Raw genomic sequence first — 21,347 nt, forward strand, 5'->3', positions numbered from 1 at the left:
CTGCAGCCATGCAGCCGTACGCGCCTCCAGCGGCACCCTCGCCGAGGTCCATCAGGTTCCGAGGGCTGGAGCGAACAGGCACCGTCCATCAACCCGCCGTCTCTGTGAGGGTTAGACCTCATACCGCCGCAGTGACGGCTCCCTTGTCATCTGCCGCCGGGCGGCTGCGGATCGCCGTCAGGCTCCAAGGCCGCCTCTTCCGGCGACTTATCGACGCTGACAGCATCCTCCTCTGTCATGCCGGGGTCGGTCCCGGTTGTGGCCATCGTGGCGATCCGGCGCGCGGCCTCATTTTGAGCCAGTCTGCATATCGTGAGCAGCGAGCTCAAGCTGGCGCGCAGGTCGTCCTTGACCGCATCAAGCGGCACATCCCGACGGAGCCAACCGACCTTCCGCACCTGCTGGAATTTGACAGGCTCGTGCGGAAGGTGTTCATAGGGCCCGGTGACTTCGCCGATGGCGATGTGGCCGGGGCGTGATCTGAGCGGCATGACCACCAGGTCTCCTCGTTGGAGCTCGGTGGCGAATCTCCAGAGCTGTCCCTTCCAGTTGGCGATGACATTGGGACTGGCCGTCGGGAAAGCGTTGCGAAGGGCCTCGGCCAGCTCGTCTCGATTTGAAAAACGGCTGAGGTCCCCCACCTCATGCCAGCCGATGACGATTAATCCCTCTTCCAACGCTCGCACCTCACGCTCCCCCTCACGACCACCGCGCACCATCCATGCTCGAGGCGACGCGTCTGCGGCCAGCAGGTCGTTCAGCGCCCGGAGGATGATCTTGGAGGCGTCCGGCCGTGCCAGGGCAACTGGTATGGAGGACGGCCTCTTCGCGTAGTTGGCAGCCGCAAGTTGCGCCGGCAAACCCGCCCATCCAGGAAGTACGGAGAGGGCATGGGCGAGTCGCTCCAGGCGATCCACCGGCACACCCCTGTTGCGCATCCACTCGAAATTGATCGACAGCACCGACTTGCTTACGCCGGTATAGATGCTCCACATCGCTGCCTCGTCCTGGCCGGTACTGAACCAGGCAGTGACTGAGGGATGGGCGCCTTCCCCGAAGTAATAGCCTCGGAAGGCTGGATGGCTCTCCGCATGCCGGTAAACGGCGAGGAGTGCGTCGGCCACGTCAGGAGGACAGTACTCGTCGAGGGCGTGGAGAAAGCTCTCCTCGGTCCATTTCGACAGGCCCCGGATCACGCCCCTACGCTTCGCGTCAGTCTGGGCTGGAGTAGCCCCCAGGAAGCCGGCCTCGGCTGGGGGGACACTGTGATCCGTGGCCGGCGGCAGGTCGCCGAGCGCCTGGAGTATCGCGATCGCAACCGACTCGAGCACATCGATGGTTTGCTCGGCCTCCCGCACAGTGATCCTCTTCTTACGACGGAAGCTGTCCGGGTCGTGGTCGGCAGTGTGCGCGATGTTGTTCCGGCGCCTAGCGATCTCGGTGAGCTGCGTGCGTACCTCGTCGGCCGCAACCGGCTCGCTCGGGTCCTGATCAGTCAGCTTGTCGGCGACGACCTTCCACAGCCTGACCTTGCTGACATGGGAGAAGCCCTCCGCGATCTTGTCCGGATGCTGAAATGTTTTGAACTCGAAGAACCGTTCCAGCGCGGCACGAAACGCGTCTTCCAACGGCTCGGCGTTACGGTGTACTTTCTCCACCAGCTCGACCGGCATGGACAGCTTGCTGAAATTGTTCGGACGTGGGGCTCCTGGCCTCTGCGCCAGGGCCACTGCCCGATCAATGATCTCTTGAGTAACCCAATGGTCAAGGGCCGCGACGGCCTGGGTCCATGCCGCCCGGTAGAGATCAGTGACGTCGAAGGCGCCGACGCCCAACCTTTCCAAATTGCGACCGCCGTGCACGAGCTGTCGGGCGTAGCCGAGATTGCGTTGATATTGCTCGAAGGCGCCTGGAAAATCGCCTGCTCTGAAGAGCCGCCGTTCACGATACTGGCGTTGCAACTCCTGATAGATGGCAACGCCCGGAAAGTCTTCCAGCGCCTTGGCTCCGCCGCTGGTGATCGACCAGCCGTTCCTTTTGGCCATCCATCCCAGGGACGCCGCCTCGCCTGTGCGGAAACTTACCTGGGTCCACCAGCGGACCTCGCCATGTGCATCAGGACGCTGCAGGTCACGTGGTATGTCAACGCGCCTGGAAACCGCTTCGCGCACCGCGCTGGGCGGCATCCGGCCCCCGGCCTCACGCAGCACCTCTAGAGCGGCGCGGAAGATCGGCATAATCTCCTCGGCGAAGGACATACGGCACACCTTTCTATGTTCAGTTGTCAGCCTTGGCTCAGCAAGGATTCAACCCTCCCCAGGGCGAGGAATCTTCTGACAGGGTACGGCTATCGCACATCACGGTGAGCCGGTAAGTGCGATAAATCTATGCCGCATCCCGATTGGACGGCCGACAGTGTCGGCGGCCTGCAGTCTCAGACAGCACACGTCTAGCCACCACTGGATAGGACGGAACCCTCTGCAGCCCGTGCCGTACCGCGCAAGGTCGATCTCGTTGTCCACTCGATGCAGAGTCGCACCCTCGTGTCTACGCTCGGAATGGCTCATGGCTCCACCGCGGTTCGCAAAATATGCGCCCGGCCGTTCACTCAGCCAGGCAGGCAGGAAGAAATGCTTAAATCACACGTATGCGATGTATTGGACTGGGCATAGCAGTGGGCCATGGACGTTCGGTGGGCTGCTGTCGGCGACACGGCGCGAAACCGCCGGTCCCCGTCGGGAGCAGGCTCACCTTCGACTGCACGCTCAACTCGGGCAGTTCGACTTCCATCTCCTTCGCGACCAGGCGAAGTCCGTTGTGAATCAGGCGGCGTATCCAGCGGCGAAGAGCTGCTCCGGGTTGGTCTTGTCGCCGCCGGGGCCGCCCAGGTCCTTCCGGATCGCGAGGGCTTCGTCCAGGACGCCGTCGAGGGACCGTACGTGGCCATTGCGGCTGTCGCCGGTCGACAGGGCTTGGTGGTGTACAGCTCAGACATGTTCGCGGGCGCCAGGGATGACGGTGGGCAAGGTGGCGCGGGCCGGTGTTTCTTTGGAACCCGGTCCGGGGAAAGAGGCGGACCCGACCGGTAGTGCGGGTCAGCGCACGTTGACCGGGCGCAGCGTGAAGCCGTCGTTCGGCTTGCCTGCCAGCAGGGTGGCCAGGCCGCCGCTGCGCGTAGGTCGTGCCTCGGGGGCCGACCGTGACGGCGCAGCTGACGGGTCCGCGGCAGTGGCGGTGATCGAGACGGTGGCGGACTTCCAGTGACGGCCAGGGCGAACCCGCTGCACGACGGAGGCCTTCCCGCTGAGCAGTCCACTGCTGATCGCGACGATCGACCCCGTCGGCAGGACCCAGATGCCCGCGGTGAGGGCCTTGAGGTTCGTGGAGAGCCGGACCTTGGAGGCCTGTTCGGGGTGGTCGATCGGCACCCGCACCAGGCTGCCGTCGGCCTTCGCAACGATGAGGATGTTGCCGGGCATCCTACGACGGCGCTCATGCCCACGTTGTCCAGGAAGTCCGGGATTCTCAGATCCCCGGCCAGCAGTCGTCGCGCAGGAGGGCGGAGGCCCGTCCGCGGCGGTCGATGCGCAAGACCGTCGGGGAGAGCTCGTCGACGGCGTCCGCCGTGCCGTTCGGCGCGATCGTCACGTCGGACACGAGATGCTGCTTGCCGTCATTCGCGACCTTGTTCAGGTTTGCGTACCAGAGCCGGCGTCCACTGTCGGCGTCGTAGCCGGCACCGGGTCAGCGGCGGCGCTGCGCCTTCTCACCCAGGCCGGTATTCCGAGCGGTGTTCAGTCTGAGGGCCAGGCGAGGCGAACCGAGTCCCCGATAGCCGGGCCGGGGAGAGCACTCTGACGACAGCTCGAACGCCCGCTCGTGCGTGAGCCGAGGAGCGGGTCACCGACGACCCATCCAGATCACCGTCTTCCTCCACGGCCCCTCCGATAAGACGCAGCACAAATACCAAGGACTGGTCGTCGCCGGATTGCTAGGTGAGGTCGACGACTTCGTGCAGGTGGAGCCGGCGGTTGAAGTCGCCGGCGATCCGCGCGACGACGGTGCGCGGCAGCAGGCGCGCGGGCCAGGTCAGGGCCCGGTTCACGGCCCGGCCCGGGTAGGACACCGGGCGCCGACGGGCGTAGTCGTCCAGCGTGCGGGCCGCGACGGTGGCCGGCGCGTCGGCGACCCGGGAGTCGATCGTGGCCGAGGTGCCGTCGAAGAAACCGGTCGCGATCGCGCCGGGGTGCGCGGCCATGACGTGGACGCCGGTGCCGCGCAGTTCCTCGGCCAGCGCCTCGGTGAAGGAGAGCACGAAAGCCTTGGTCGCGGCATAGCTGGCCTGGTAGGGCATGGGCTGGAAGGCCGCGGTGGACGAGATGTTGATGATGCCGCCGGAGCCGCGGGCGACCAGTTCGGCCCCGATCGCGTGGGTCAGCGCGATCAGACCGACGACGTTGAGCCCGACGGAGCGCAGTTGCGGCTCGAGCGGGCGGCCGAGGAACGGGCCCGCGCTGCCCGCGCCGGCGTTGTTGAGCAGCAGATCGACGGTCAGGCCGCGGTCACGCAGCTCCCTCAGGACCTGCTCGGGACCATCCGGAGCGGCGAGGTCACCGGTGATGACCTCGGCGTCCGACCTGCCGTGCCGTTCCCGAATGTGTGCGGCGAGCTCCCGCAGGCTCCCGTCCGAACGGGCCAGCAGGATCACCCGTGCTCCCCGGCGCGTCAGCTCCAGCGCGTACGCCCGCCCCAGCCCCTTGGACGCGCCCGTGACGAGCGCGGTGACGCCGCGATAGTCGTCGGCCACAACATCCTCCAGTGCTTCAAGTCTCGAAGCATTGACGCTAGCACGATCCTTCGAGACTCGAAACACCGGTAGGATGGCGGCATGACCACGCCCGAGCTCACCGCGGTGGTCGCCGCGACCCACGACATCTGGATGCGGACCAACGACCTGATCGGGCAGGCGCTGGCCAGGCACGCCCTGACACCGGCGACGTTCCAGGCGCTGTGGGCCATCGACCCGGCCGAGCCGCCACCCTCGATGAAGGTGATGACCGAGCGCCTGTACTGCAACGCCCCCAACCTGACCTTCATCACCAACCAGCTCGCCGACCGGGGGCTGGTGGAGCGCGCCGTGGACCCGGCCGACCGCCGCTCCCGCGTCCTGGTCCTGACCGCCAAGGGCCGCGAGGTTCGCGACGAACTGGTCCGGACGGCGCTGGAGAAGACCCCGCTGGCGGTGTTGAACCGCGACGAGCTGCGGCAGCTCATGGTCCTGCTGGAGCGCGCCGTCCGCTCCGGCTGACGTGCCGAAGGCGGGGGCACGGCCCGCTATCACGCCGTCCCGTCTCCTCGCTCTGAGTGGTGTCGGGTGGGGTTGCGAATGGACGTCCGGTGGCGCTCGCTCTCGTGGGACCGCCGGCGGCCGGCGGTCCCACGCTCATGCCGTTCGGTGGAACGCACTCACCCGAGTGTGCCCAGCCGGTCCCCTACGGTGCGATCGACCAGAGCTGGCAGGTGTTGTTGAGCCACATCCACAGCCGGGCCGGCGTGCCGTTCGCCGTGCCGCAGTTCTGGTTGTCGAGCACCATGCCGCTGTTCTCGACCACCAGCTCATATCGGCCGTTGCCCGCGGGGATGACCGCCCACTGCTGGCACGTGTTGCCGAGCGGCTCCCACAGATTGACGGCCGTGCCGAGGGCCAGCCCGCAGTTGACCGCGTCGAGCACCTTGCCGGCGTTGACGTTGGTGATCGTCCACTTGTTCGCGCCGACGCTGTTGAAGCGCCACTGCTGGCAGGTGTTGCCGAGCGCCTGCCACTGGTCGATCTGCGTGCCGTTGGCCGTGCCGCAGTTGACGGCGTCGAGCACCTTGCCGCTTGTGAGGTTCGTGAGCCGGTAGGTGGCCCCGTTCACGGGAAAGGTGACGCTCTTGGTGTAGCCGACGGAGACGACGTTGGCCTGCACGGCGTTCTCCGTGGCGTCGCTCGGATAACCGCTGGTCATCACGCCTTCGAAGAACGATCCGACAGAGCCGTTGCTGTTGTCGCCGCCGATGCCGAGGATGATCGCGCCTTGCTTGGTCATCGGGTTGTAGCCCGCCTGGGTCGGCAGCGCTCCGTTGTACCGCGTCGCCAGGCTGCCGGACTGCGCGTTGCCGTCCTTGATGGCGTACGTCGAGGTGCCGTTGTTCTTCAGCATCGCGGTCACGAACGCGGAGCTACGGCCGGTGTTCGCGGTCCAGGAGCCGTTGCCGCCGGCGAACAACCCGTTCTCGAGGTCCGCCGCGACGCGCGGCCCGCCCGCGCACGGTGAGAACCAGCACAGCGTGCCGAAGTAGATCGCGTCCATGTCGCCGTTGCCGGTGTCCATGTTGTTGGTCTCGGCGTTGCCGTAGTCGAAGCAGCACCGGTTGTTGACGTGGGTGCCCTCGGTCACCATGTACATGCCCTCCGGCTGGCTGCCGGTGGCGACGCCGTTCGTCGCGTTGTTGCGGTAGCCGTTGCCCGCGGAGATGTAGACGCCGTAGACCTTGTGACCGCCTGCCGTCACGGGCAGAGCCGCCGCGTTCGCGCCTTGGTCGGCTGTGGGATTGGCGCCGCCGCCGGGAGCGATCGTGAGGTCGTTGTGGCGCGACGTCTGGTCGTAGATGCGAACGATCGTGCAGTACGTGCCCGAGCAGAAGGAGTCCTGGGTCGCGGCGTTCGCGTAACCGCCGGCGCTGAGCACGCCGATGTTGGTCGTCGCGCCGTCGGACCAGCGCCGCACCTGGTAGAGCGCCCCGTTGTAGGAGCCGAAGAGCGCGCGGGTGGTGCTGTGAGCGGCGACGCACGGCGTGCCGCCGCTCGCGTAGATGTCGCAGGACAACGTGCCGGCCGCCTGCGCCGTGCCTGGCACGGCGACCAGCGCGGTGACGACGAGCGCCGCGAAGGAGGCGACGGTGAGGGCCGTTCGCCGCCAGTGGCGCAGAGACCAGAATCCCATGGTGTGCCTTTCTTGTGCGGCGAGACAGCGAGCAATATGTTAGCGCTAACATAATTACCCGTTAAGTTGGATTGTTAGCGCTAACATGGATATCTATCAGCGTTTCTGGCAATGGTGACGCCGTCGGGATGGCCCTGCGCACAGTGACGTGCGCCGCAGGTCAATCGCCGGCGAGCGCCCCGCTATAACATGCAGGTTTCCGCTGTGTTTCGACCAAAGTGTCATCAACGACGCGGCGACTGTCAATACCCGGCGAAGCGGCCCCGGTGCCGGGGCCGCGTATATCAAGGTTCACCAGCCGCCGGTCGCTCAGCGCGCGGCCTGCGAGGCGACGCGCCGAATGGCCTGGACGGCGATCTCGGGCTGGTCGAGGTAGATGTAGTGCCCGCTCTTCTTGGCGGTGCTCAGCCTGCTGCGGCCGGACAGGCCGAGCCACCTGCGCTGGCCCGCGGTCCACGCCTGCTCCAGGCGCGGCCCGTAGGTGGGGAGGGCCGCGAGGTACTGCTTGCCGTGCTTGATCACCTCGACCGGGATGTTGCCGGCGGCACGGACCTTGCCGTCGGTGATGACGAGCTTCTCCGGGTTCTTTCCCTTGAAGATCGCGAGGTTCTGGGCGCGCACCTCGGCCGCCGGGCCCTTGGCGGAGGCGGGGATCGTCCTGGTGATGTCGGCGATCATGGTCGAGGGTGTGGCGTCCATCAGGACCAGGCCCTTGACCCTGCCCCGGTGCTCGGGGGCGTACCTGGCGGCGATCAGCCCGCCCAGCGAGTGCCCGGCCAGCACGACCGGGTTGTCACCGGCGACGCGGTCGAGCACCCCGGTCAGGACCTTGCCGGTGCTCGCGAAGTCCTGCGGACCATCGGGCTGGTCGCTGCCGCCCGCGCCCAGCCGGTCGTAGGAACACACCCGGTTCTTCTTGCTCAACGTCTTCTGCAGGGCGGCCATCTTGTCCAGAGCGTCACCCCCGCCGTGCAGCAGGACGACGACCGGCTTGCCCTCCGCCGGGTCGCCCGAGCAGGACACGTTCACCGACCGGCCGCCCACCTCGATCTTCTTGGTGCCGGAGAACGGATCAGCCTTGCGCGGCGTGGCGGCGAAGGGGTCCCAGTCCTCCGCCTTGGTGGCGGCAAAAGGGTCCCAGTCCGCCGCCGAGGCGCTCCCGGCGCCGGCGATTCCGACACCGGCCACGGTGCAGCACAGAACGGCCACGGCGGATGCCTTGAACTTGCGAAGCATGATGTCCTCCGGTCAGAGAAATGACGCCGAGCCGAAGCGCTGCGGCCATGACGTAACGCTATGGAATCGACAGCTCCGGAATCGTCACCACCAGGTGGACATTCGCCGGTAGCTCGCACGGGGGACAAATGCGTCGCGCCAGACGTAAGGCGGCAGGTCTCTATTGGTTAGGAGCCAGGGCCGCGATCAGGTCGATGGTGCGGTCCTGTTCATCCGGGCTGCCGAAGGGTGCGGCGAAGAAGTCGGTCACGCCCGCGTCTCGAAGCCGTCGAAGCCGGCCTTCGACCTGGGCTTCGTCCCCGACGATGGCGACATCCTGGGGGCCGGCGGCCCGTTCCCGGTCCAGCACCGCCCGATATTCGGGGACCTGGCCCGCCAGACCGAACTGTTCGGCGATCCGCCCGCGAACCCCGTGCTCGTCGTCGGTCACGCTGACCAGCAGCCCGGCGACCACGCGCGGCGACGGGCGGCCCGCGGCCTCGGCGGCCTTGGTGATCGAGGGCACGATGTGGTCGGCCAGGGTGCGGGGGCCGGTCATCCAGGTCACGGTCCCGTCGGCGAGTTCTCCCGCCAGGCGCAGCATCGCGGGAGCCAGGGCGGCCAGCAGCACCGGCGGCGGCGTACCCGCGACGGCCACCTGGCCCACGGCCGTCAGGGTCTGAACAGGGCCCCCACGCCTCGCTCAACAAGATCGCCCAACAGGCGGGCGTGGGACCCGGCACGCTCTACCGCCACTTCCCCAACCTCCAGGCCCTTCTGGTCGCCATCATCGGCGGCGACGTCCAGGCCCTCTGCGCCCAAGGCCGCGAGCTGCTCGAACACCCGTCCCCCGACGAGGCGCTGCGCACCTGGCTACGCGCCGTCGCCCATCACGCGACCGCCATGCGGGGCCTGGTCGCGACCGAGATGATCGCCAAGCCCACCCCGGAGACCGGCACCGCCCTGGCCGCCTGTCACGAGGCGATCCACACCACCGGAGCCGCCCTGCTCGGCCGCGCCCAACGGCACGGCAACGCCCCCGCGCAGCTCGACACAGCCGACCTCCTCATGCTCACCAACGCCATCGCCTGGGCCAGCGAGCAGACCCCCAGCGACACCGGCCTCCTCGACCGCCTCCTCGCCCTGATCAACACCGGCGTTCCCTAGCGAGCCGTTCACCCCCTGTATGGCCGGCTCATAGGGTTCTCGACATGACCAAGAGCCTCCGCCTTGTGCCTGTCACCCCCGCCAACATCGAGACGGCCATCGCCGTGAAAGTCCGCCCCGAACAGGAGCACTTCGTCTCGCCTGTGGTGAAGTCGCTGGCCGAGGCGTACGTCCACCCGAACGCGGCCTGGCCGCGCCTCATCCTGGACGGCGGCCACCCGGTCGGCTTCCTCATGGCCTTCTTCGACCTCGACTGGAACGGCAAGGGGGTCGATTTCCGGTCCGGCCTGTGGCGCCTCAACGTCACAGCCGACGCGCAAGGGCGCGGAGTCGGCCGCTTCGCCGTCGAATCGGTGGCGGGCGAGGTCAGGCGTCGCGGCGGCACGCAGATGTATGTCACGTGGGAACCGGGAGTGGGCGGTCCCGAAGGCTTCTACCGAAAGCTGGGGTTCCAGCTCACCGGCGAGAAGAGCGAAAGCCAGCTGGTCGGAGTGCTGGACCTGACGAAGCCCTCGTAATGGCAGCACCTAGTGCGGTGCATGCGGTTGCTGGAGTCGGGGCAGGAATCTGTGGCGGGCGAGGGCGGCCGTCGTCTCGGCGACGAGCGCGCCGATGAAGACCGTGATCGCGGCCAGTACGCACCAGGCCAGCACCATGTACCCGACGGGCTTTCCGTAGCTGATCCAGTGCAGGGCGAAGATGGCGACGGCGGCGTACGGGAACGCGAACGACCAGAACGCGGGGCCGAACGACAGCCGGCGGTAGACGGGGATCAGCCGGAGCTGGACGATGGCGGCGAGCGCGGTGAAGCCGCCGAACACCAGGGCGACGGCGTCGACCTTGTCGTGGGTGATGGACAGGTAGGCGAGGCCGCCGAGGGCGGGCGGCGCGATCTCGATGGCCAGGGTGGGAATCAGCGGCGCGGGCAGACGGGGGCGGAACAGCAGCCGGGCCAGGATGACGGAGCCGATGAGCAGCCACGACACGACGCCGATGCCCATGAACACGTGGGCGATGGCGGTCCAGCCGGCGCGGGCGGCGCCGATGGAGGCGATGAGCCCTCCGGCGACGGCGGGCAGGACGTAGCCGGAGTGCAGCCGGTCCAGGTCGAGCTCCTCGACGATCCATTGGCCGGTGATCCACCCGGCCAGGATGACGGTGGCGACGGCGAAGATCGCGAACAGCCACCGGCCGGCGATGGGGGCGTGGGGCATCAGACCGGTCGCCAGGAGCATGCCGACGATCGGGATCAGCGACACGAACGGCCCCAGCACCGGATCGGCCAGTTCGGCGCGCCAGCCGCCGGGCCGGTGCGGAACCTGCGACACGTAGCCGACGATGAGCACCAGCCACACGACGGCGGTGACGATGAACAGGATGTCGGCCACCAGCGCGGGCGCCACCCCCCGCATGGCCGCGTACCCCCAGCAGGTGGCCAGACCGGCCAACCCGTAGGAGATTCCGAACAGGTTCGGGGTGATCCCGACCTGGGGCTGAGCTGTCCGCGTGTTCATCGAGCCCTCCACCGCGAATACTGGCGGCCGCGTGCCCTCTGCGAATTCGCTGACGCTGGCTGTGGTTGTCGGGCGACGTCGTAGGATCCGGCGCCGCCTGACAGTTCGACCTACCCCGAAAACCCAGGCCCATGCTGGGCACCGTTCGTTGACGGAATGCATCATGCATTTTACATTCAGGGCACGCTCCGGGTGATGCAGATCACTCCACGGCCCCGGTGAGGTGACCCTTCCATGTCCCTTGACGACGCGACGGCCCAGTTCCTCAAGCAGCTGAACGAAGCAGGCGGCAAGCCGCTGCACAAGATGACCCCCGTGGAGGCGCGCGCTCTCGGCGGCGCGCTCGGCGAGCTCTACGGCAAGGGCCCGGAGCTGGCCGGCGTGGAGGAGGTCGTGATCCAGGCGGCGGACGGCGGATCGTTCGGGGCACGCGTGCTGACCCCGGTCGAGCACCCGCGGGCGGTGATCGTGTACTACCACGGTGGCGGCTGGGTCATCGGCGCCCTGGACGAGTTCGACACCTTGGGACGGACGCTGGCACACCGGACGGGCTGCACCGTCGTCCTGGTCGACTACCGGCTCGCCCCCGAGCACCGCTACCCCGTCGCGGCCCGCGACGCCTACGACGCTCTGTGCTGGGCCGCCGCGAGGGAGCCGGACCTGCCGATCATCGTGGCCGGGGACAGCGCGGGCGGCAACCTGTCGGCCGTCGTGGCCCAGCGCAGCCGCGACGAGGGCGGCCCCGCCATCGCGCTGCAGGTCCTCGTCTACCCGGTGACCGACCACGACCTGGACAACGCCTCCTACACCGACCCGGCCAACCAGCTCATGCTGAGCCGCGACAGCATGATCTGGTTCTGGGACCACTATGCGCCCGACCCGGCCACGCGGGCGAACGCGGACGCCTCCCCGCTGCGGGCCCGGGACCTGTCGGGCCTGCCGCCGGCCGTCGTGCTGACCGCCGAGCACGACGTGCTGCGGGACGAGGGCGAGGCGTACGCGGAGCGGCTGCGCGAGGCCGGCGTACCGGTGCGGTTCAAGCGGTTCGAGGGCCAGATGCATGCCTTCTTCACGATGGTGAACGTGCTGCCGGGCAGCGCGGCGGCGATCACCATGGTCGTCGAGGAGATCGACGGGAGCCTGCGATGAGCTTCGACGCCGTCGTCGTCGGCGCGGGCTTCGCCGGCATGTACATGCTGCACAGGCTGCGCGGCCTGGGCCTGACCGTCCGCGTCTTCGAGACCGGCGACGGCGTCGGCGGCACCTGGTACTGGAACCGCTACCCGGGCGCCCGCTGCGACGTCGAGAGCATGGAGTACTCCTACTCCTTCGACGAGGAGCTCCAGCAGGAGTGGGAGTGGAGCGAGCGCTACCCGTCCCAACCCGAGATCCTGCGCTACGCCAACCACGTCGCCGACCGCTTCGACCTGCGCAAGGACATCCAGTTCGAGACCAGGGTGACCCGCGCCGGCTACGACGAGACCGCGAACCTGTGGCGCGTGGAGACCGGCCGCGGCGACCACGTGTCGGCGACGTACCTCATCACCGCGGTGGGCTGCCTGTCGGCGGCCCGGATACCGGGCTTCCCCGGCGCCGGCTCCTTCCAGGGGCCCAGCCACCACACCGGGCGATGGCCGCACGAGGGCGTGGACTTCACCGGGCAGCGGGTCGCCGTCATCGGCACCGGGTCCTCCGGCATCCAGGCGATCCCGGTGATCGCCACGCAGGCGGAGCACGTGACGGTGTTCCAGCGCACCGCCAACTACAGCCTGCCCGCGTGGAACAGGCCCATGGAGCCGGAGTACGCGCAGTGGGTGAAGGCCAATTACGCCGAGATCCGCGCCGCCATGCGCGCCTCCGCCGCCGGCGTCATGGGCACCCCAAATGCCACCTCGGCGCTGGAGGCGACGGAGGAGGATCGGCTGCGGGAGTTCGAGACCCGCTGGGCCAAGGGCGGCGCGGCCTTCCTCGGCGCCTTCGGCGACACCGCGATCGATCCGGAGGCCAACGAGATCAGCGCCGAGTTCGTCCGCGGGAAGATCCGCGAGATCGTCACGGATCCGCGGGTGGCCGAGTTGCTGGCGCCCAGGGACCACCCCATCGGCACCAAGCGGATCTGCATCGACACCGGTTACTACGCCACCTACAACCGTCCCAACGTGACCCTGGTGGACGTCCGCGACGCGCCGATCGAGGAGATCACCCGGACCGGCGTGCGCACCGCCGACGCCGAGTACGCCGCCGACACGATCGTGTACGCCACCGGCTACGACGCCATGACCGGTCCCCTGCTCGGCATCGACATCACCGGCAAGGGCGGCCTGTCGCTGCGGCGCAAGTGGGAGGCCGGGCCGCGTACGTACCTGGGGCTGATGACGGCGGGCTTCCCCAACCTGTTCACCATCACGGGACCGGGCAGCCCGTCCGTGCTCAGCAACATGATCGTCTCCATCGAGCAGCACGTCGAATGGATCGCCGACTGCCTGCGGCGGCTGCGGGCGGACGGCATCGCCACCATCGACGCCGACCCGCCGGCGGAGGACGCCTGGGTGGACCACGTCAACGAGGTCGCCGGCCACACGCTCTACCCGCGGGCCAACTCCTGGTATCTGGGCGCCAACATCCCGGGCAAGCCCCGGGTGTTCATGCCGTACGTCGGCGGCGTCGGCGCCTACCGGCAGAAATGCGATCAGGTCACGGCGGACGGCTATGCGGGATTCGTGCTCTCCACCTGACCGCCGAGGATCACCCCGTCGGCCGTCGCCTCGGCCAGGTGCTCTTTTACGGTGACGAAGATCTGCCCGAACCGCCGGAGCGCGCCGGCGCGGTCGCCGGCCTCCAGCAGGGTCAGGGTCTCACCGTAACCGGACTGCCACAGCGGCCAGAACCCGCTGGTGGCGGTGAGCATCATGAGGCGCTGTGCCCTGGCGATCATCAGGTTCCACAGCGCCTCCAGCTCGCCGTTGCCGCCCGCGTGCACCACGATCAGCGTGAACCGGGTGCCCGCCGCGGTGGCGGCGGCGGAGTCTTCGACGGCCAGCGCCGCGTCCATCGCGTCGAGCTCGGCCCGCATCCCGGCCAGCAGGTCGGGCGTCAGCGCGGGCATCGCCCGTTCCAGGGCGGCGGTGCCGAGCACGCCCATCACGTCGATCACCTCGATCGCGCTCTCGCGGGTGACCGGAGCGACCCGGCGCACCCGGTTGGGCACCGCCTCGATCAGCCCTTCGGTGACGAGCTGGGCGATCGCCTCGCGAACGGGGGTGATGCTGAGGTTGAGCCTGGAGGCGATCTCGGCGTCCTTGATGACCTCGCCGGGACGCAGCACACCGCTGACGATCTCGGCGCGCAACTGCCGTGCGGCCGCCTCGCCTCGGGTGGGGGGCACGGTGAAGGTCATCGACCGTCCTCACCTCGGGGAGCCCGTGGAGCGGCTCCGGACAGGCCCATTATCGAGGGTCGGAGGGCGGAGCACGTCCTCAGAGGATGACGAGGGAGTCGCCGCGGCGGGTGCGCAGGGCGTCGAGGACCTTCGCGATCGGGCCGCCGCGCGCTTCCGCGTTCGCGGGCCAGACGACGCCGAGCCGGAAGTGGAGATCCGGGTCGTGCAGCGGCACGAGGACGAGGCCCGCCTCGCCGAAGATGCGGCCCGACATGGTGCTGAGCGTGGTCAGCGACAGGGCTCTGGAATGGGTGACGTGCGCGGCGACCTGGACCGCGTCGTTGTGCGGCAGCTCACGGATCTGGGTGACGCCGCCCGCGCGCAGGTGGTCGCGGAGCCCGTTCATCACCAGCGGATGCACCTTGTGCGAGGTGAGCAGCATCTGCCGGTCGGCGAGGTCGGCGAGGGTGATCCGGGGACGGCCGGCGAGGGGGTCGTCGGCGCGCATGGCGACGGCGAAGCGGTACTCCGCGAGCGCGAGGCTGCCGAGACCGCCGGCGTCCACGGGCAGGTGGACGACGGCGATGTCCAGCTTGCGCGTCGACAGCAGGCTGAGCAGCCCCGCGGACGGCTCCAGGGTCACCGGCAGCTCGATCCCCGGGCTGACCTCCGCGAACGTCTCCAGGACCAGGTCCAGGACCTGGGCAGGGGCGAGCGGCGTGGCCCCCACGCGCACGACCGTCGGCGGTGGGGCGGCTCCGGCGGCCAGCTCGGACAGCGCGTCGAAGCGGGCCAGGACGTCGCGGGCGGGATCGAGGAACGTCCGTCCGAAGGAGGTCAGCTCGACCTGGTGGTAACGACGGTCGAACAGGTCGTGGCCGAGCTCCTTCTCCAGCTCGCGGATGCGCCGGCTCAGCGGGGAGGACGTTACGTGCAGCCGCTCGGCGGCGCGGCCGAAGTGGAGCTCTTCTGCCACGACCACGAAGTAGCGGAGCTGCTGGATGTCCACCCGGCCAGGGTATCGACCACCCTGCGCAGGTTCACGAGGCCGGGCGGAACACGGGGATCGCCTCGCCCCCTTCCGGGTGCTCGAAGGCGACGCGTACGCGCAGGCCGCCGTACACGTGCTCGGGCGCGATCTCGACGATCTGGGCCTGGATCCACGGCTCCTCGTCCAGCTCGACGATGCCGACCACGAACGGCGGCGCGCCCTTGCCGTGCACCACGGACCAGCTCACCACCAGGCCCGTCCCGGCCGCGGCCGTCCAGGACAGCTCGGGCGAGGCGCATTGCGGGCACGTGCGCGCCTGCGGCGCCGAGTGGGCGCCGCAGGCGGCGCAGCGCCGGATCAGCAGTTCGCCGCGGGCGGTGCCGTCGAAGAACTCGGCGGTGGCCGCGTCGCGGTGGACGATTCCCACGGGCATCGGCGTGCTCCTATCGGGCGTGCGGGCTGAGGATCAGGGTGGAGTGGTGGTCGAGGACGCCGCCGTTGCCGCTGACCAGGATCAGGTCGTTGCGTGGCGCCTGGCGGTCGCCGCCCTGGCCGCGGGCCTGGATGACGGCCTCGGACAGCGGGGTCATGCCCCACATGTAGTAGGAGGAGAGCTGGCCGCCGCCGGTGTTCACGGCCAGGCTCCCCTCCGGTCCGAGCGCGCCGCCGGCGACGAAGGGCCCGCCCTCGCCCTTGGCGCAGAAGCCGTAGTCCTCCAGCGAGATGAGCGCGGTGTAGGTGTAGCAGTCGTACAGCTCGGCGACGTCGATGTCGGCGATCGTGATCCCGGCCATCTTCAGCGCCGTGGGACCCGACAGGGCCGCGCCGCTGACCAGGCCGAACTCGCTGTCCCTGCCCATCACGTACCCCGGGTGCGCCTGGCCCCAGCCGCGGATGTGGACGGCGGGCTGGGCGAGGTCGGCGGCCCGGCCGGCGGAGGTGACGAGGACGGCGACGCCGCCGTTGCTGACCAGGCAGCAGTCGAGAAGGTGGAACGGCTCGGCGATCCACCTGGAGTTCTGGTGGTCCTCGATGGTGATCGGGTCGCGCAGCTGGGCCAGGGGGTTCCGGGCCGCCCAGGCTCGCTGGGCGACGGCGATGTGGCCGAGCTGTTCGCTCGTGGTGCCGTACTTCTGCATGTGCCTGCGGGCGGCCAGCGCGTACATGGTGTTGGCGCTGTAGATGCCCGAGGCGGCGGTCAGTCCCTGCCAGCCGGCCGGCCGCCGGCCCGCGGCGGCGTAGGCGGCGGCGCCCCCTGACGACCTGTCCCGCAGTGGGGCGTCGGCGAAGACGCAGGCCACGACGTCGGCCATGCCCGACATCACGGCCATGGCGGCGTACTGCACCATGGCTCCGGCCGACGAGCCGTACGCCTGCACCTCCGACAGCAGGCGCAGGTGACGCAGCCCGAGGTCGCGCTGGAGGCCCAGGCCGACGTCGCCGGTGATGCCGGTGTTGGTCAGCAGGCCGTCCACCTCGTGGAGGTCGATCCCGGCGTCGGCGGCGGCGCGCCGGACGGCCTCGGCGGCGAACTCGGGGGCGGTCCTGCCGTACACCTTGCCCAGCTCGGTGAGGCCGAGACCGGCGATGACGGGCGCGCGGTTCATCGGCCCTCCCAGACGGGGGCGCGCTTCTCGGCGAAGGCGCGCGGCCCCTCCTTCGCGTCGGCCGAGCGCATCAACGTGGCCGCCTCCGCGGCGGTCCGCTCCCAGGCGGCCTGCTCAGAGGCGACCGTGCCGTCCGCGATGCCGCGCGCGATCCGCTTGCTGGCCTGTACGGCGAGCGGCGCGTTGGCGCTGACCGCCTCGGCCAGGGCGAGCGCGGCGGGCACCACCCGGTCCTGCGGGACGACCCGGTTGACCAGGCCGAGCCGCAGGGCGTCGGCGGCGGTCACGGGCTCGCCGGTCAGGAGGAGCTCCATGGCCACCTTCGTCGGGAGCTGCGCGGCCAGCCGGAACGCGCCGCCCGCGCCGGCGATGATGCCGCGCTTGACCTCGGGCAGGCCGAAGCGGGCGCTCTCCGCGGCGACCACCAGGTCGGCCCACAGGGCGATCTCGGTGCCGCCGCCGAGCGCGAACCCGTTGACGGCGGCGACGACCGGCTTGGCGATCGGATGCGTCACGCACCCGGCGAAGCCCCAATGCGGTTTGACCCCTTCGGTGGAGAACTCCCCGCGGGCCACCTCCTTGAGGTCGGCACCGGCGCAGAACGCCTTGTCCCCGGCCCCGGTCAGCACCACGGCCCGGATCCCGGCGTCCGCGTCGGCCTCGTCCAGGGCCTCGCCGACGGCGCGGGTCATCGCCCCGTTCACCGCGTTGCGCACCTCGGGCCGGTTCAACGTGATCAACATGATGTGGTCGCGGCGCTCGACGAGCGCGGCGGGCTCACCCATGGTCAACTCCCTTCAGCTGGTTCTTCCAGCGCGCCCGCCTCGATGAGCGCCTGGATCTCCGGCTCGGCCAGGCCGAGCAGTTTCGTCGCCACCACCCGGGTGTGCTCTCCCGCCAGGGGTGCCGGGCGCAGCTCCGGGTCGGCCACCCCACCGAAGGTCGCCGGGCCGTTCTCGGTCCGCAGGGGGTGCCCGATGTGCGGGTGCCGCATCTCGCGCAGGAAGCCGCGGGCGGTGAGCTGGGGATCGTCGAGGTATTCGAGCACGCGCCGCATCGCCCCGGCCGGCACCCCCGCCGCCTGCAGCCGTTCCATGACCTCGCTGGGCGGGACGGCAGCGGTCCACGCGCTCACGGCCGCGTCGACGAGCTCGCGGTGCGCGCGGCGGCCCGCGGAGGTGGCGAGCCGCGCGTCGGCGAGCAGGTCGGCGCGGCCGATGACGCCGCACAGGCTCCGCCACTGCTCGTCGCCCTCGACGCTCACCACGCACCACTCGTCGTCCCCCGCGCACGGGTAGAGGCCCTGCGGCGCGTCCCACTCGCCGCTGTTGCCATGGGCGGTGAACGATCCGGGCTCCAGCGACTCGCGCAGCAGGCTCGTGGACAGCTGGGTGAGGATGGTCTCGGCCTGGGAGACGCTGACCGTGCCGCCCTTCCCGGTACGCCGCCGCCGGATCAGCGCGGCCAGCACGGCGACGGCGCCGACCCGAGCGGCGATGTGATCCGGATAAATGGTGATGCCGTCGCAGAACCCCGCCTCGACGCCGACGTCACGCCAGAGCCCGGTCAGTCCGGTGGAGGCGCGCACGAGAGGGCCGTAGCCCATGCGGCGGCTCCATGGCCCGGTCGGGCCCAGAGCGCTGCTGTCCGCCATGATGATCCGGGGGTTGAGCTCGCTGATGACGTCGTAGCCGAGCCCCAGCGACTCCAGCGTGCCGGGCTTGAAGTTGGACAGGATCACGTCAGAGCCGGCGGCGAGCCGTTTGAAGAGCTCCAGCCCTTCGGGCGAGCGGAGGTTGATGCCGGCGCTGAGCTTGTTGCGGTGGCCCCAGGCGAAGCCGGCGCTGATGGCCTCGCCGGTCAGCGACTGCCGGCTGCCGTCGGGGTAGGCCCGGCTTTCGATCTTGATGACCTCCGCGCCCTGGTCGGCGAGCAGCCGGCCGAGCTCCGCGCCGACCACGATGACGCCCAGGTCCAGCACGCGGAGCCCGTCGAGCGGCCGCCGCCGGGGCGCGTTCTCAACCGGATCCGGGGTGGCTGTCGGCGGCTCGGCGAAGACCTCGTCGTTGTGCTCCCCGACTTCGGGGGCCGGGCCGCGGAACCCGGCCCGTACGCCGTCCAGCTCGACGTACCCGGTCGGCAGCCGGCCGGTCAGGCCGGGCGCGAGCTCGGCGTCGACCAGTCCTCCTCGTGCGAGGAAGTGCGGACCGGCGAGCACCTCCCCGGGGTCGAGCAGGGACGCGATCGGCACGCCGCGCTCCTGGCCCTGGGCCACGAGTTCGTCCCTGGTCCTGTCCTTGAACAGGTCGCCGATCAACGCGTGCAGCCGTTCGGTGGCGCCGTAGCGGCCGGCGAGGGTGTCGTACTTGGGGTCGGCGAACTCCTCGGGCTCCCCCAGCCAGCCGAACATCCCCCGCCACTGACGCCTGGCCAGCACGCAGATCCGTACATATCCATCCGCGCACGGGAAGATCGGGTAGAGGCTGCCGGCGTCGGGGCGGCCACGCGGCAGCTTCGTGGCCGGCACGCCGCCGGTGGCCGAGCCGCCGATGCCGAAGCCCGGGTCCAGGACCTGCGCGGTCATCTCGTACACCGAGCAGTCGACGTGGTCACCGCGCCCGGTCTCCAGCCTGTTCGTGTACGCCAGCAGGCCGGCCCACGCGGCCTGTACGGCCGCCGACTCGTAGGCCGGCGAGCCCGGCGGCACGACCGGCGCGCGGCCGGGGATGCCGGAACGCGACAGCACGCCGCCGAGCGCCAGGTGCGTCCAGTCGGTGCCGGCCCAGTCCCGGTACGGGCCGCTCTGCCCGAAGTCGGTGATCGAGATGACGACGAGCGCCGGGTTGCGCGCGAGCAGCGCGTCCGCGCCGAGGCCGAGCCCGTCGAGGGTGCCGGGCCGTTCGGTCTCGATGAGGAAGTCGGCCCCGGCGGCCAGGTCGAGGAGCCGGTCGCGGCCGGCGGGGTCGTGCAGGTCCAGGGTGATGCCGCGTTTGCCGGCGTTGTGCGTGGCGAAGTAAAGGCTCACACCGTCGTGGAGCGGCTCCCTCCGGCGGGTCGGCGCGCCTCCAGGAGGCTCGACGCGGATCACGTCGGCTCCGAGGTCGGCCAGGAACCGGCCGCACATCTCGGCCTTGCCGTCGGCCAGGTCGATGACGCGGAGACCGGCGAGGGGAAGGTCCCCGTCTGCGGGCATGGTGAATCACCCCACTGTGTGTGGCGGGCGGGTGCGGAGGACCTGTCTCGCGGGGGCCGTGAGCGGCGAGGCGTCCTGATCGGCGAGGACAGGTTCCTGAGGTGAGACTGCCACGCCGATCCCGGCCTGAAAACGTCCGAATCGGCAACATGCCACGCGTCCCAATCGGCAACGTGCGCGGTTGACGTGCGGCATGGACCATCACGAAACTCCAGGTCATGGACGTACAGCAGCTTCGGTGCTTCCTCGCGGTCGCCGAGGAGCTCCATTTCGGTCGCGCCGCGGAGCGGCTGCACCTGACGCCCTCACCGGTCAGCCGCTCCGTCAAGGAGCTCGAACGTGAGCTGGGCGTCGACCTGTTCGTCCGCCGCTACCACCAGGTGGAGCTGACCTCCGACGGAGCGGTCCTGGCGGGCCGGGTACGCGACATCCTGCAGCAGCTCGACGGCCTGAGAGACGTGATCAAGGAGGCTGCCAGGAGCCGGGTGGTGCGCGTGGGCGGCACGCACCTGTGCCCGCCGACGGTGATGGACCGTTTCCTGACGCTGGCCGAGCAGGCGCTCCCCTCCCACACGGTCGAGGCGACGGTGGCGCAGTCCGCCGAGCTGCTGCCGGCCCTGGAGCGTGGCGAGCTCGACGCGGCCCTCGTCCACCTGCCGCTGGACCGGCCCCGGCTCGACAGCCTGGTGGTGGCCCGCTACCTGTTCTGGGCGGCGATGCGGGCCGACGACCCGCTGGCCGCCGCGTCCGAGCTGACCTTGAAGGACCTGGCGCACCGCACCTTGACCATCACCCCGCCCACACCCCAGCCGGTGGCGGTCAACCTGTTCCACGAGCGGCTCAAGAAGGCCGGCATCACCTCGTTCCACCAGATGCCGGACAACGACGCCGTCATGCTGGCCAGCCACATTCGCCGCCACGGCGGGGTCACGCTGACGATCGACCCGCGCAACGGCGGCAGCGCCCGCGTCTACGACGACCCGGCCTTCGCGGTCGTCCCCCTCCGCGACGACCTGGACTTCCTGCTCGGCGTGGCCTGGAACCGGTCCCGGGCGCGGCAGGACGACGTCGTACGCGAGCTCGTCCGCGTGGCGCGCCAGGAGTGGGCCGGGCGTCGCCTGACCCTCTGACCTCGGGGCACGTTGCGCTTTCGCATACGTGCACGTGCGCGAAAGCGCAATGGTCACCGGCGGCGCGGCCTGCTTACGGTTCCACGCACACCGCTATGTGAGGCCTTTCACCGCCTTCACCCCGGCCGGTGTGAGGGCCGGCGTGAAGCATTCGCCGCCCGTGCC

At 69.9% G+C, this 21,347-nt stretch carries 20 protein-coding genes and 1 pseudogene; 7 read left to right on the plus strand and 14 right to left on the minus strand.

Going from position 1 to position 21,347, the window contains the following annotated elements; genetic code table 11:
• Positions 1-146 precede the first annotated feature (146 nt).
• The 4 genes from ABZS69_RS04810 to ABZS69_RS04825 all read right to left on the minus strand — a co-directional run bounded on the left by ABZS69_RS04810 (position 147) and on the right by ABZS69_RS04825 (position 4,807).
• Complete coding sequence (locus ABZS69_RS04810; RefSeq protein ID WP_355366502.1) at positions 147-2,258, minus strand: hypothetical protein; 2,112 nt, start codon at positions 2,256-2,258, stop codon at positions 147-149.
• An 837-nt stretch (positions 2,259-3,095) separates the two neighbouring features.
• Positions 3,096-3,479 (minus strand): hypothetical protein, encoded by a 384-nt coding sequence (locus tag ABZS69_RS04815; RefSeq protein WP_355366505.1) that lies wholly within the window; start codon positions 3,477-3,479, stop codon positions 3,096-3,098.
• Positions 3,480-3,525: 46 nt separating this feature from the next.
• Positions 3,526-3,657 (minus strand): hypothetical protein, encoded by a 132-nt coding sequence (locus ABZS69_RS04820; protein ID WP_355366507.1) that lies wholly within the window; start codon positions 3,655-3,657, stop codon positions 3,526-3,528.
• 334 nt (positions 3,658-3,991) lie between these two features.
• A complete protein-coding gene (locus tag ABZS69_RS04825; protein ID WP_355366510.1) occupies positions 3,992-4,807 on the minus strand; it encodes an SDR family oxidoreductase in 816 nt (271 codons plus the stop codon).
• Between the two features lie 81 nt (positions 4,808-4,888).
• On the opposite strand from ABZS69_RS04825, the gene ABZS69_RS04830 reads away from it, so the two are divergent.
• Positions 4,889-5,308, plus strand: coding sequence for a MarR family winged helix-turn-helix transcriptional regulator (locus ABZS69_RS04830; protein ID WP_355366513.1), 420 nt, complete (start codon positions 4,889-4,891; stop codon positions 5,306-5,308).
• Positions 5,309-5,492: 184 nt separating this feature from the next.
• Here ABZS69_RS04830 and ABZS69_RS04835 read toward each other — a convergent pair whose 3' ends face one another.
• From ABZS69_RS04835 to ABZS69_RS04845, 3 genes are all read right to left on the minus strand, one after another.
• Positions 5,493-6,986, minus strand: a complete 1,494-nt coding sequence (locus ABZS69_RS04835; protein WP_355366516.1) for an arabinofuranosidase catalytic domain-containing protein — start codon at positions 6,984-6,986, stop codon at positions 5,493-5,495.
• 309 nt (positions 6,987-7,295) lie between these two features.
• The gene (locus ABZS69_RS04840) at positions 7,296-8,222 is read right to left on the minus strand and encodes an alpha/beta hydrolase (RefSeq protein ID WP_355366519.1); all 927 of its coding nucleotides are present in this window, start codon (positions 8,220-8,222) and stop codon (positions 7,296-7,298) included.
• 160 nt (positions 8,223-8,382) lie between these two features.
• The gene (locus tag ABZS69_RS04845; RefSeq protein ID WP_355366522.1) at positions 8,383-8,868 is read right to left on the minus strand and encodes an LLM class flavin-dependent oxidoreductase; all 486 of its coding nucleotides are present in this window, start codon (positions 8,866-8,868) and stop codon (positions 8,383-8,385) included.
• Positions 8,869-8,891: 23 nt separating this feature from the next.
• On the opposite strand from ABZS69_RS04845, the pseudogene ABZS69_RS04850 reads away from it, so the two are divergent.
• The 3 genes and pseudogenes from ABZS69_RS04850 to ABZS69_RS04860 all read left to right on the plus strand — a co-directional run.
• Positions 8,892-8,978: pseudogene (locus ABZS69_RS04850) on the plus strand (TetR/AcrR family transcriptional regulator); the annotation flags it as partial.
• A 54-nt stretch (positions 8,979-9,032) separates the two neighbouring features.
• Entirely contained in the window at positions 9,033-9,368 is a 336-nt protein-coding gene (locus ABZS69_RS04855) for a hypothetical protein (protein WP_355366935.1), read from the plus strand.
• A 44-nt stretch (positions 9,369-9,412) separates the two neighbouring features.
• A complete protein-coding gene (locus tag ABZS69_RS04860; protein ID WP_355366525.1) occupies positions 9,413-9,886 on the plus strand; it encodes a GNAT family N-acetyltransferase in 474 nt (157 codons plus the stop codon).
• Positions 9,887-9,895: 9 nt separating this feature from the next.
• Here the strand turns inward: ABZS69_RS04860 and ABZS69_RS04865 are convergent, their stop codons facing one another.
• Positions 9,896-10,882 (minus strand): hypothetical protein, encoded by a 987-nt coding sequence (locus ABZS69_RS04865; RefSeq protein ID WP_355366528.1) that lies wholly within the window; start codon positions 10,880-10,882, stop codon positions 9,896-9,898.
• Positions 10,883-11,116: 234 nt separating this feature from the next.
• Between ABZS69_RS04865 and ABZS69_RS04870 the strand changes: the two genes are divergently transcribed.
• Positions 11,117-12,031: an alpha/beta hydrolase gene (locus tag ABZS69_RS04870; protein ID WP_355366531.1), complete on the plus strand. Its 915-nt coding sequence runs from the start codon at positions 11,117-11,119 to the stop codon at positions 12,029-12,031.
• Positions 12,028-13,617 carry an NAD(P)/FAD-dependent oxidoreductase gene (locus ABZS69_RS04875; protein WP_355366534.1) on the plus strand — a complete coding sequence of 530 codons (1,590 nt, stop codon included), beginning with the start codon at positions 12,028-12,030 and terminating at the stop codon, positions 13,615-13,617. The genes ABZS69_RS04870 and ABZS69_RS04875 overlap by 4 nt, the downstream gene beginning before the upstream one ends.
• Here the strand turns inward: ABZS69_RS04875 and ABZS69_RS04880 are convergent.
• The 6 genes from ABZS69_RS04880 to ABZS69_RS04905 form a co-directional block, all read right to left on the minus strand.
• Positions 13,590-14,279 (minus strand): GntR family transcriptional regulator, encoded by a 690-nt coding sequence (locus ABZS69_RS04880; RefSeq protein WP_355366537.1) that lies wholly within the window; start codon positions 14,277-14,279, stop codon positions 13,590-13,592. The two genes, ABZS69_RS04875 and ABZS69_RS04880, sit on opposite strands and share 28 nt — an antisense overlap.
• A 79-nt stretch (positions 14,280-14,358) precedes the next feature.
• The gene (locus ABZS69_RS04885) at positions 14,359-15,270 is read right to left on the minus strand and encodes a LysR family transcriptional regulator (RefSeq protein WP_355366540.1); all 912 of its coding nucleotides are present in this window, start codon (positions 15,268-15,270) and stop codon (positions 14,359-14,361) included.
• A 31-nt stretch (positions 15,271-15,301) separates the two neighbouring features.
• A complete protein-coding gene (locus ABZS69_RS04890) occupies positions 15,302-15,685 on the minus strand; it encodes an OB-fold domain-containing protein (protein WP_355366543.1) in 384 nt (127 codons plus the stop codon).
• 10 nt (positions 15,686-15,695) lie between these two features.
• A complete protein-coding gene (locus tag ABZS69_RS04895; protein ID WP_355366546.1) occupies positions 15,696-16,859 on the minus strand; it encodes a thiolase family protein in 1,164 nt (387 codons plus the stop codon).
• The gene (locus ABZS69_RS04900) at positions 16,856-17,644 is read right to left on the minus strand and encodes a crotonase/enoyl-CoA hydratase family protein (RefSeq protein WP_355366549.1); all 789 of its coding nucleotides are present in this window, start codon (positions 17,642-17,644) and stop codon (positions 16,856-16,858) included. The genes ABZS69_RS04895 and ABZS69_RS04900 overlap by 4 nt, the downstream gene beginning before the upstream one ends.
• A 2-nt stretch (positions 17,645-17,646) precedes the next feature.
• Positions 17,647-20,052, minus strand: a complete 2,406-nt coding sequence (locus tag ABZS69_RS04905) for a CoA transferase (protein ID WP_355366552.1) — start codon at positions 20,050-20,052, stop codon at positions 17,647-17,649.
• Between the two features lie 218 nt (positions 20,053-20,270).
• On the opposite strand from ABZS69_RS04905, the gene ABZS69_RS04910 reads away from it, so the two are divergent.
• Positions 20,271-21,182, plus strand: coding sequence for a LysR family transcriptional regulator (locus tag ABZS69_RS04910; RefSeq protein ID WP_355366555.1), 912 nt, complete (start codon positions 20,271-20,273; stop codon positions 21,180-21,182).
• Positions 21,183-21,347: the final 165 nt, after the last annotated feature.

It is taken from the genome of Nonomuraea sp. NPDC005650 (genome assembly GCF_040605375.1).
Lineage (GTDB): Bacteria > Actinomycetota > Actinomycetes > Streptosporangiales > Streptosporangiaceae > Nonomuraea.

What these genes read in the sequence shown, in the direction of transcription:
- ABZS69_RS04875 (WP_355366534.1), top strand. Translation starts at nt 12,028, where the DNA reads ATGAGCTTCGACGCCGTCGTCGTCGGCGCGGGCTTCGCCGGCATGTAC.
- ABZS69_RS04895 (WP_355366546.1), bottom strand. Translation starts at nt 16,859, where the DNA reads ATGAACCGCGCGCCCGTCATCGCCGGTCTCGGCCTCACCGAGCTGGGC.
- ABZS69_RS04910 (WP_355366555.1), top strand. Translation starts at nt 20,271, where the DNA reads ATGGACGTACAGCAGCTTCGGTGCTTCCTCGCGGTCGCCGAGGAGCTC.
- ABZS69_RS04890 (WP_355366543.1), bottom strand. Translation starts at nt 15,685, where the DNA reads ATGCCCGTGGGAATCGTCCACCGCGACGCGGCCACCGCCGAGTTCTTC.
- ABZS69_RS04840 (WP_355366519.1), bottom strand. Translation starts at nt 8,222, where the DNA reads ATGCTTCGCAAGTTCAAGGCATCCGCCGTGGCCGTTCTGTGCTGCACC.
- ABZS69_RS04815 (WP_355366505.1), bottom strand. Translation starts at nt 3,479, where the DNA reads ATGCCCGGCAACATCCTCATCGTTGCGAAGGCCGACGGCAGCCTGGTG.
- ABZS69_RS04865 (WP_355366528.1), bottom strand. Translation starts at nt 10,882, where the DNA reads ATGAACACGCGGACAGCTCAGCCCCAGGTCGGGATCACCCCGAACCTG.
- ABZS69_RS04835 (WP_355366516.1), bottom strand. Translation starts at nt 6,986, where the DNA reads ATGGGATTCTGGTCTCTGCGCCACTGGCGGCGAACGGCCCTCACCGTC.
- ABZS69_RS04870 (WP_355366531.1), top strand. Translation starts at nt 11,117, where the DNA reads ATGTCCCTTGACGACGCGACGGCCCAGTTCCTCAAGCAGCTGAACGAA.
- ABZS69_RS04880 (WP_355366537.1), bottom strand. Translation starts at nt 14,279, where the DNA reads ATGACCTTCACCGTGCCCCCCACCCGAGGCGAGGCGGCCGCACGGCAG.
- ABZS69_RS04810 (WP_355366502.1), bottom strand. Translation starts at nt 2,258, where the DNA reads ATGTCCTTCGCCGAGGAGATTATGCCGATCTTCCGCGCCGCTCTAGAG.
- ABZS69_RS04830 (WP_355366513.1), top strand. Translation starts at nt 4,889, where the DNA reads ATGACCACGCCCGAGCTCACCGCGGTGGTCGCCGCGACCCACGACATC.
- ABZS69_RS04900 (WP_355366549.1), bottom strand. Translation starts at nt 17,644, where the DNA reads ATGGGTGAGCCCGCCGCGCTCGTCGAGCGCCGCGACCACATCATGTTG.
- ABZS69_RS04905 (WP_355366552.1), bottom strand. Translation starts at nt 20,052, where the DNA reads ATGCCCGCAGACGGGGACCTTCCCCTCGCCGGTCTCCGCGTCATCGAC.
- ABZS69_RS04860 (WP_355366525.1), top strand. Translation starts at nt 9,413, where the DNA reads ATGACCAAGAGCCTCCGCCTTGTGCCTGTCACCCCCGCCAACATCGAG.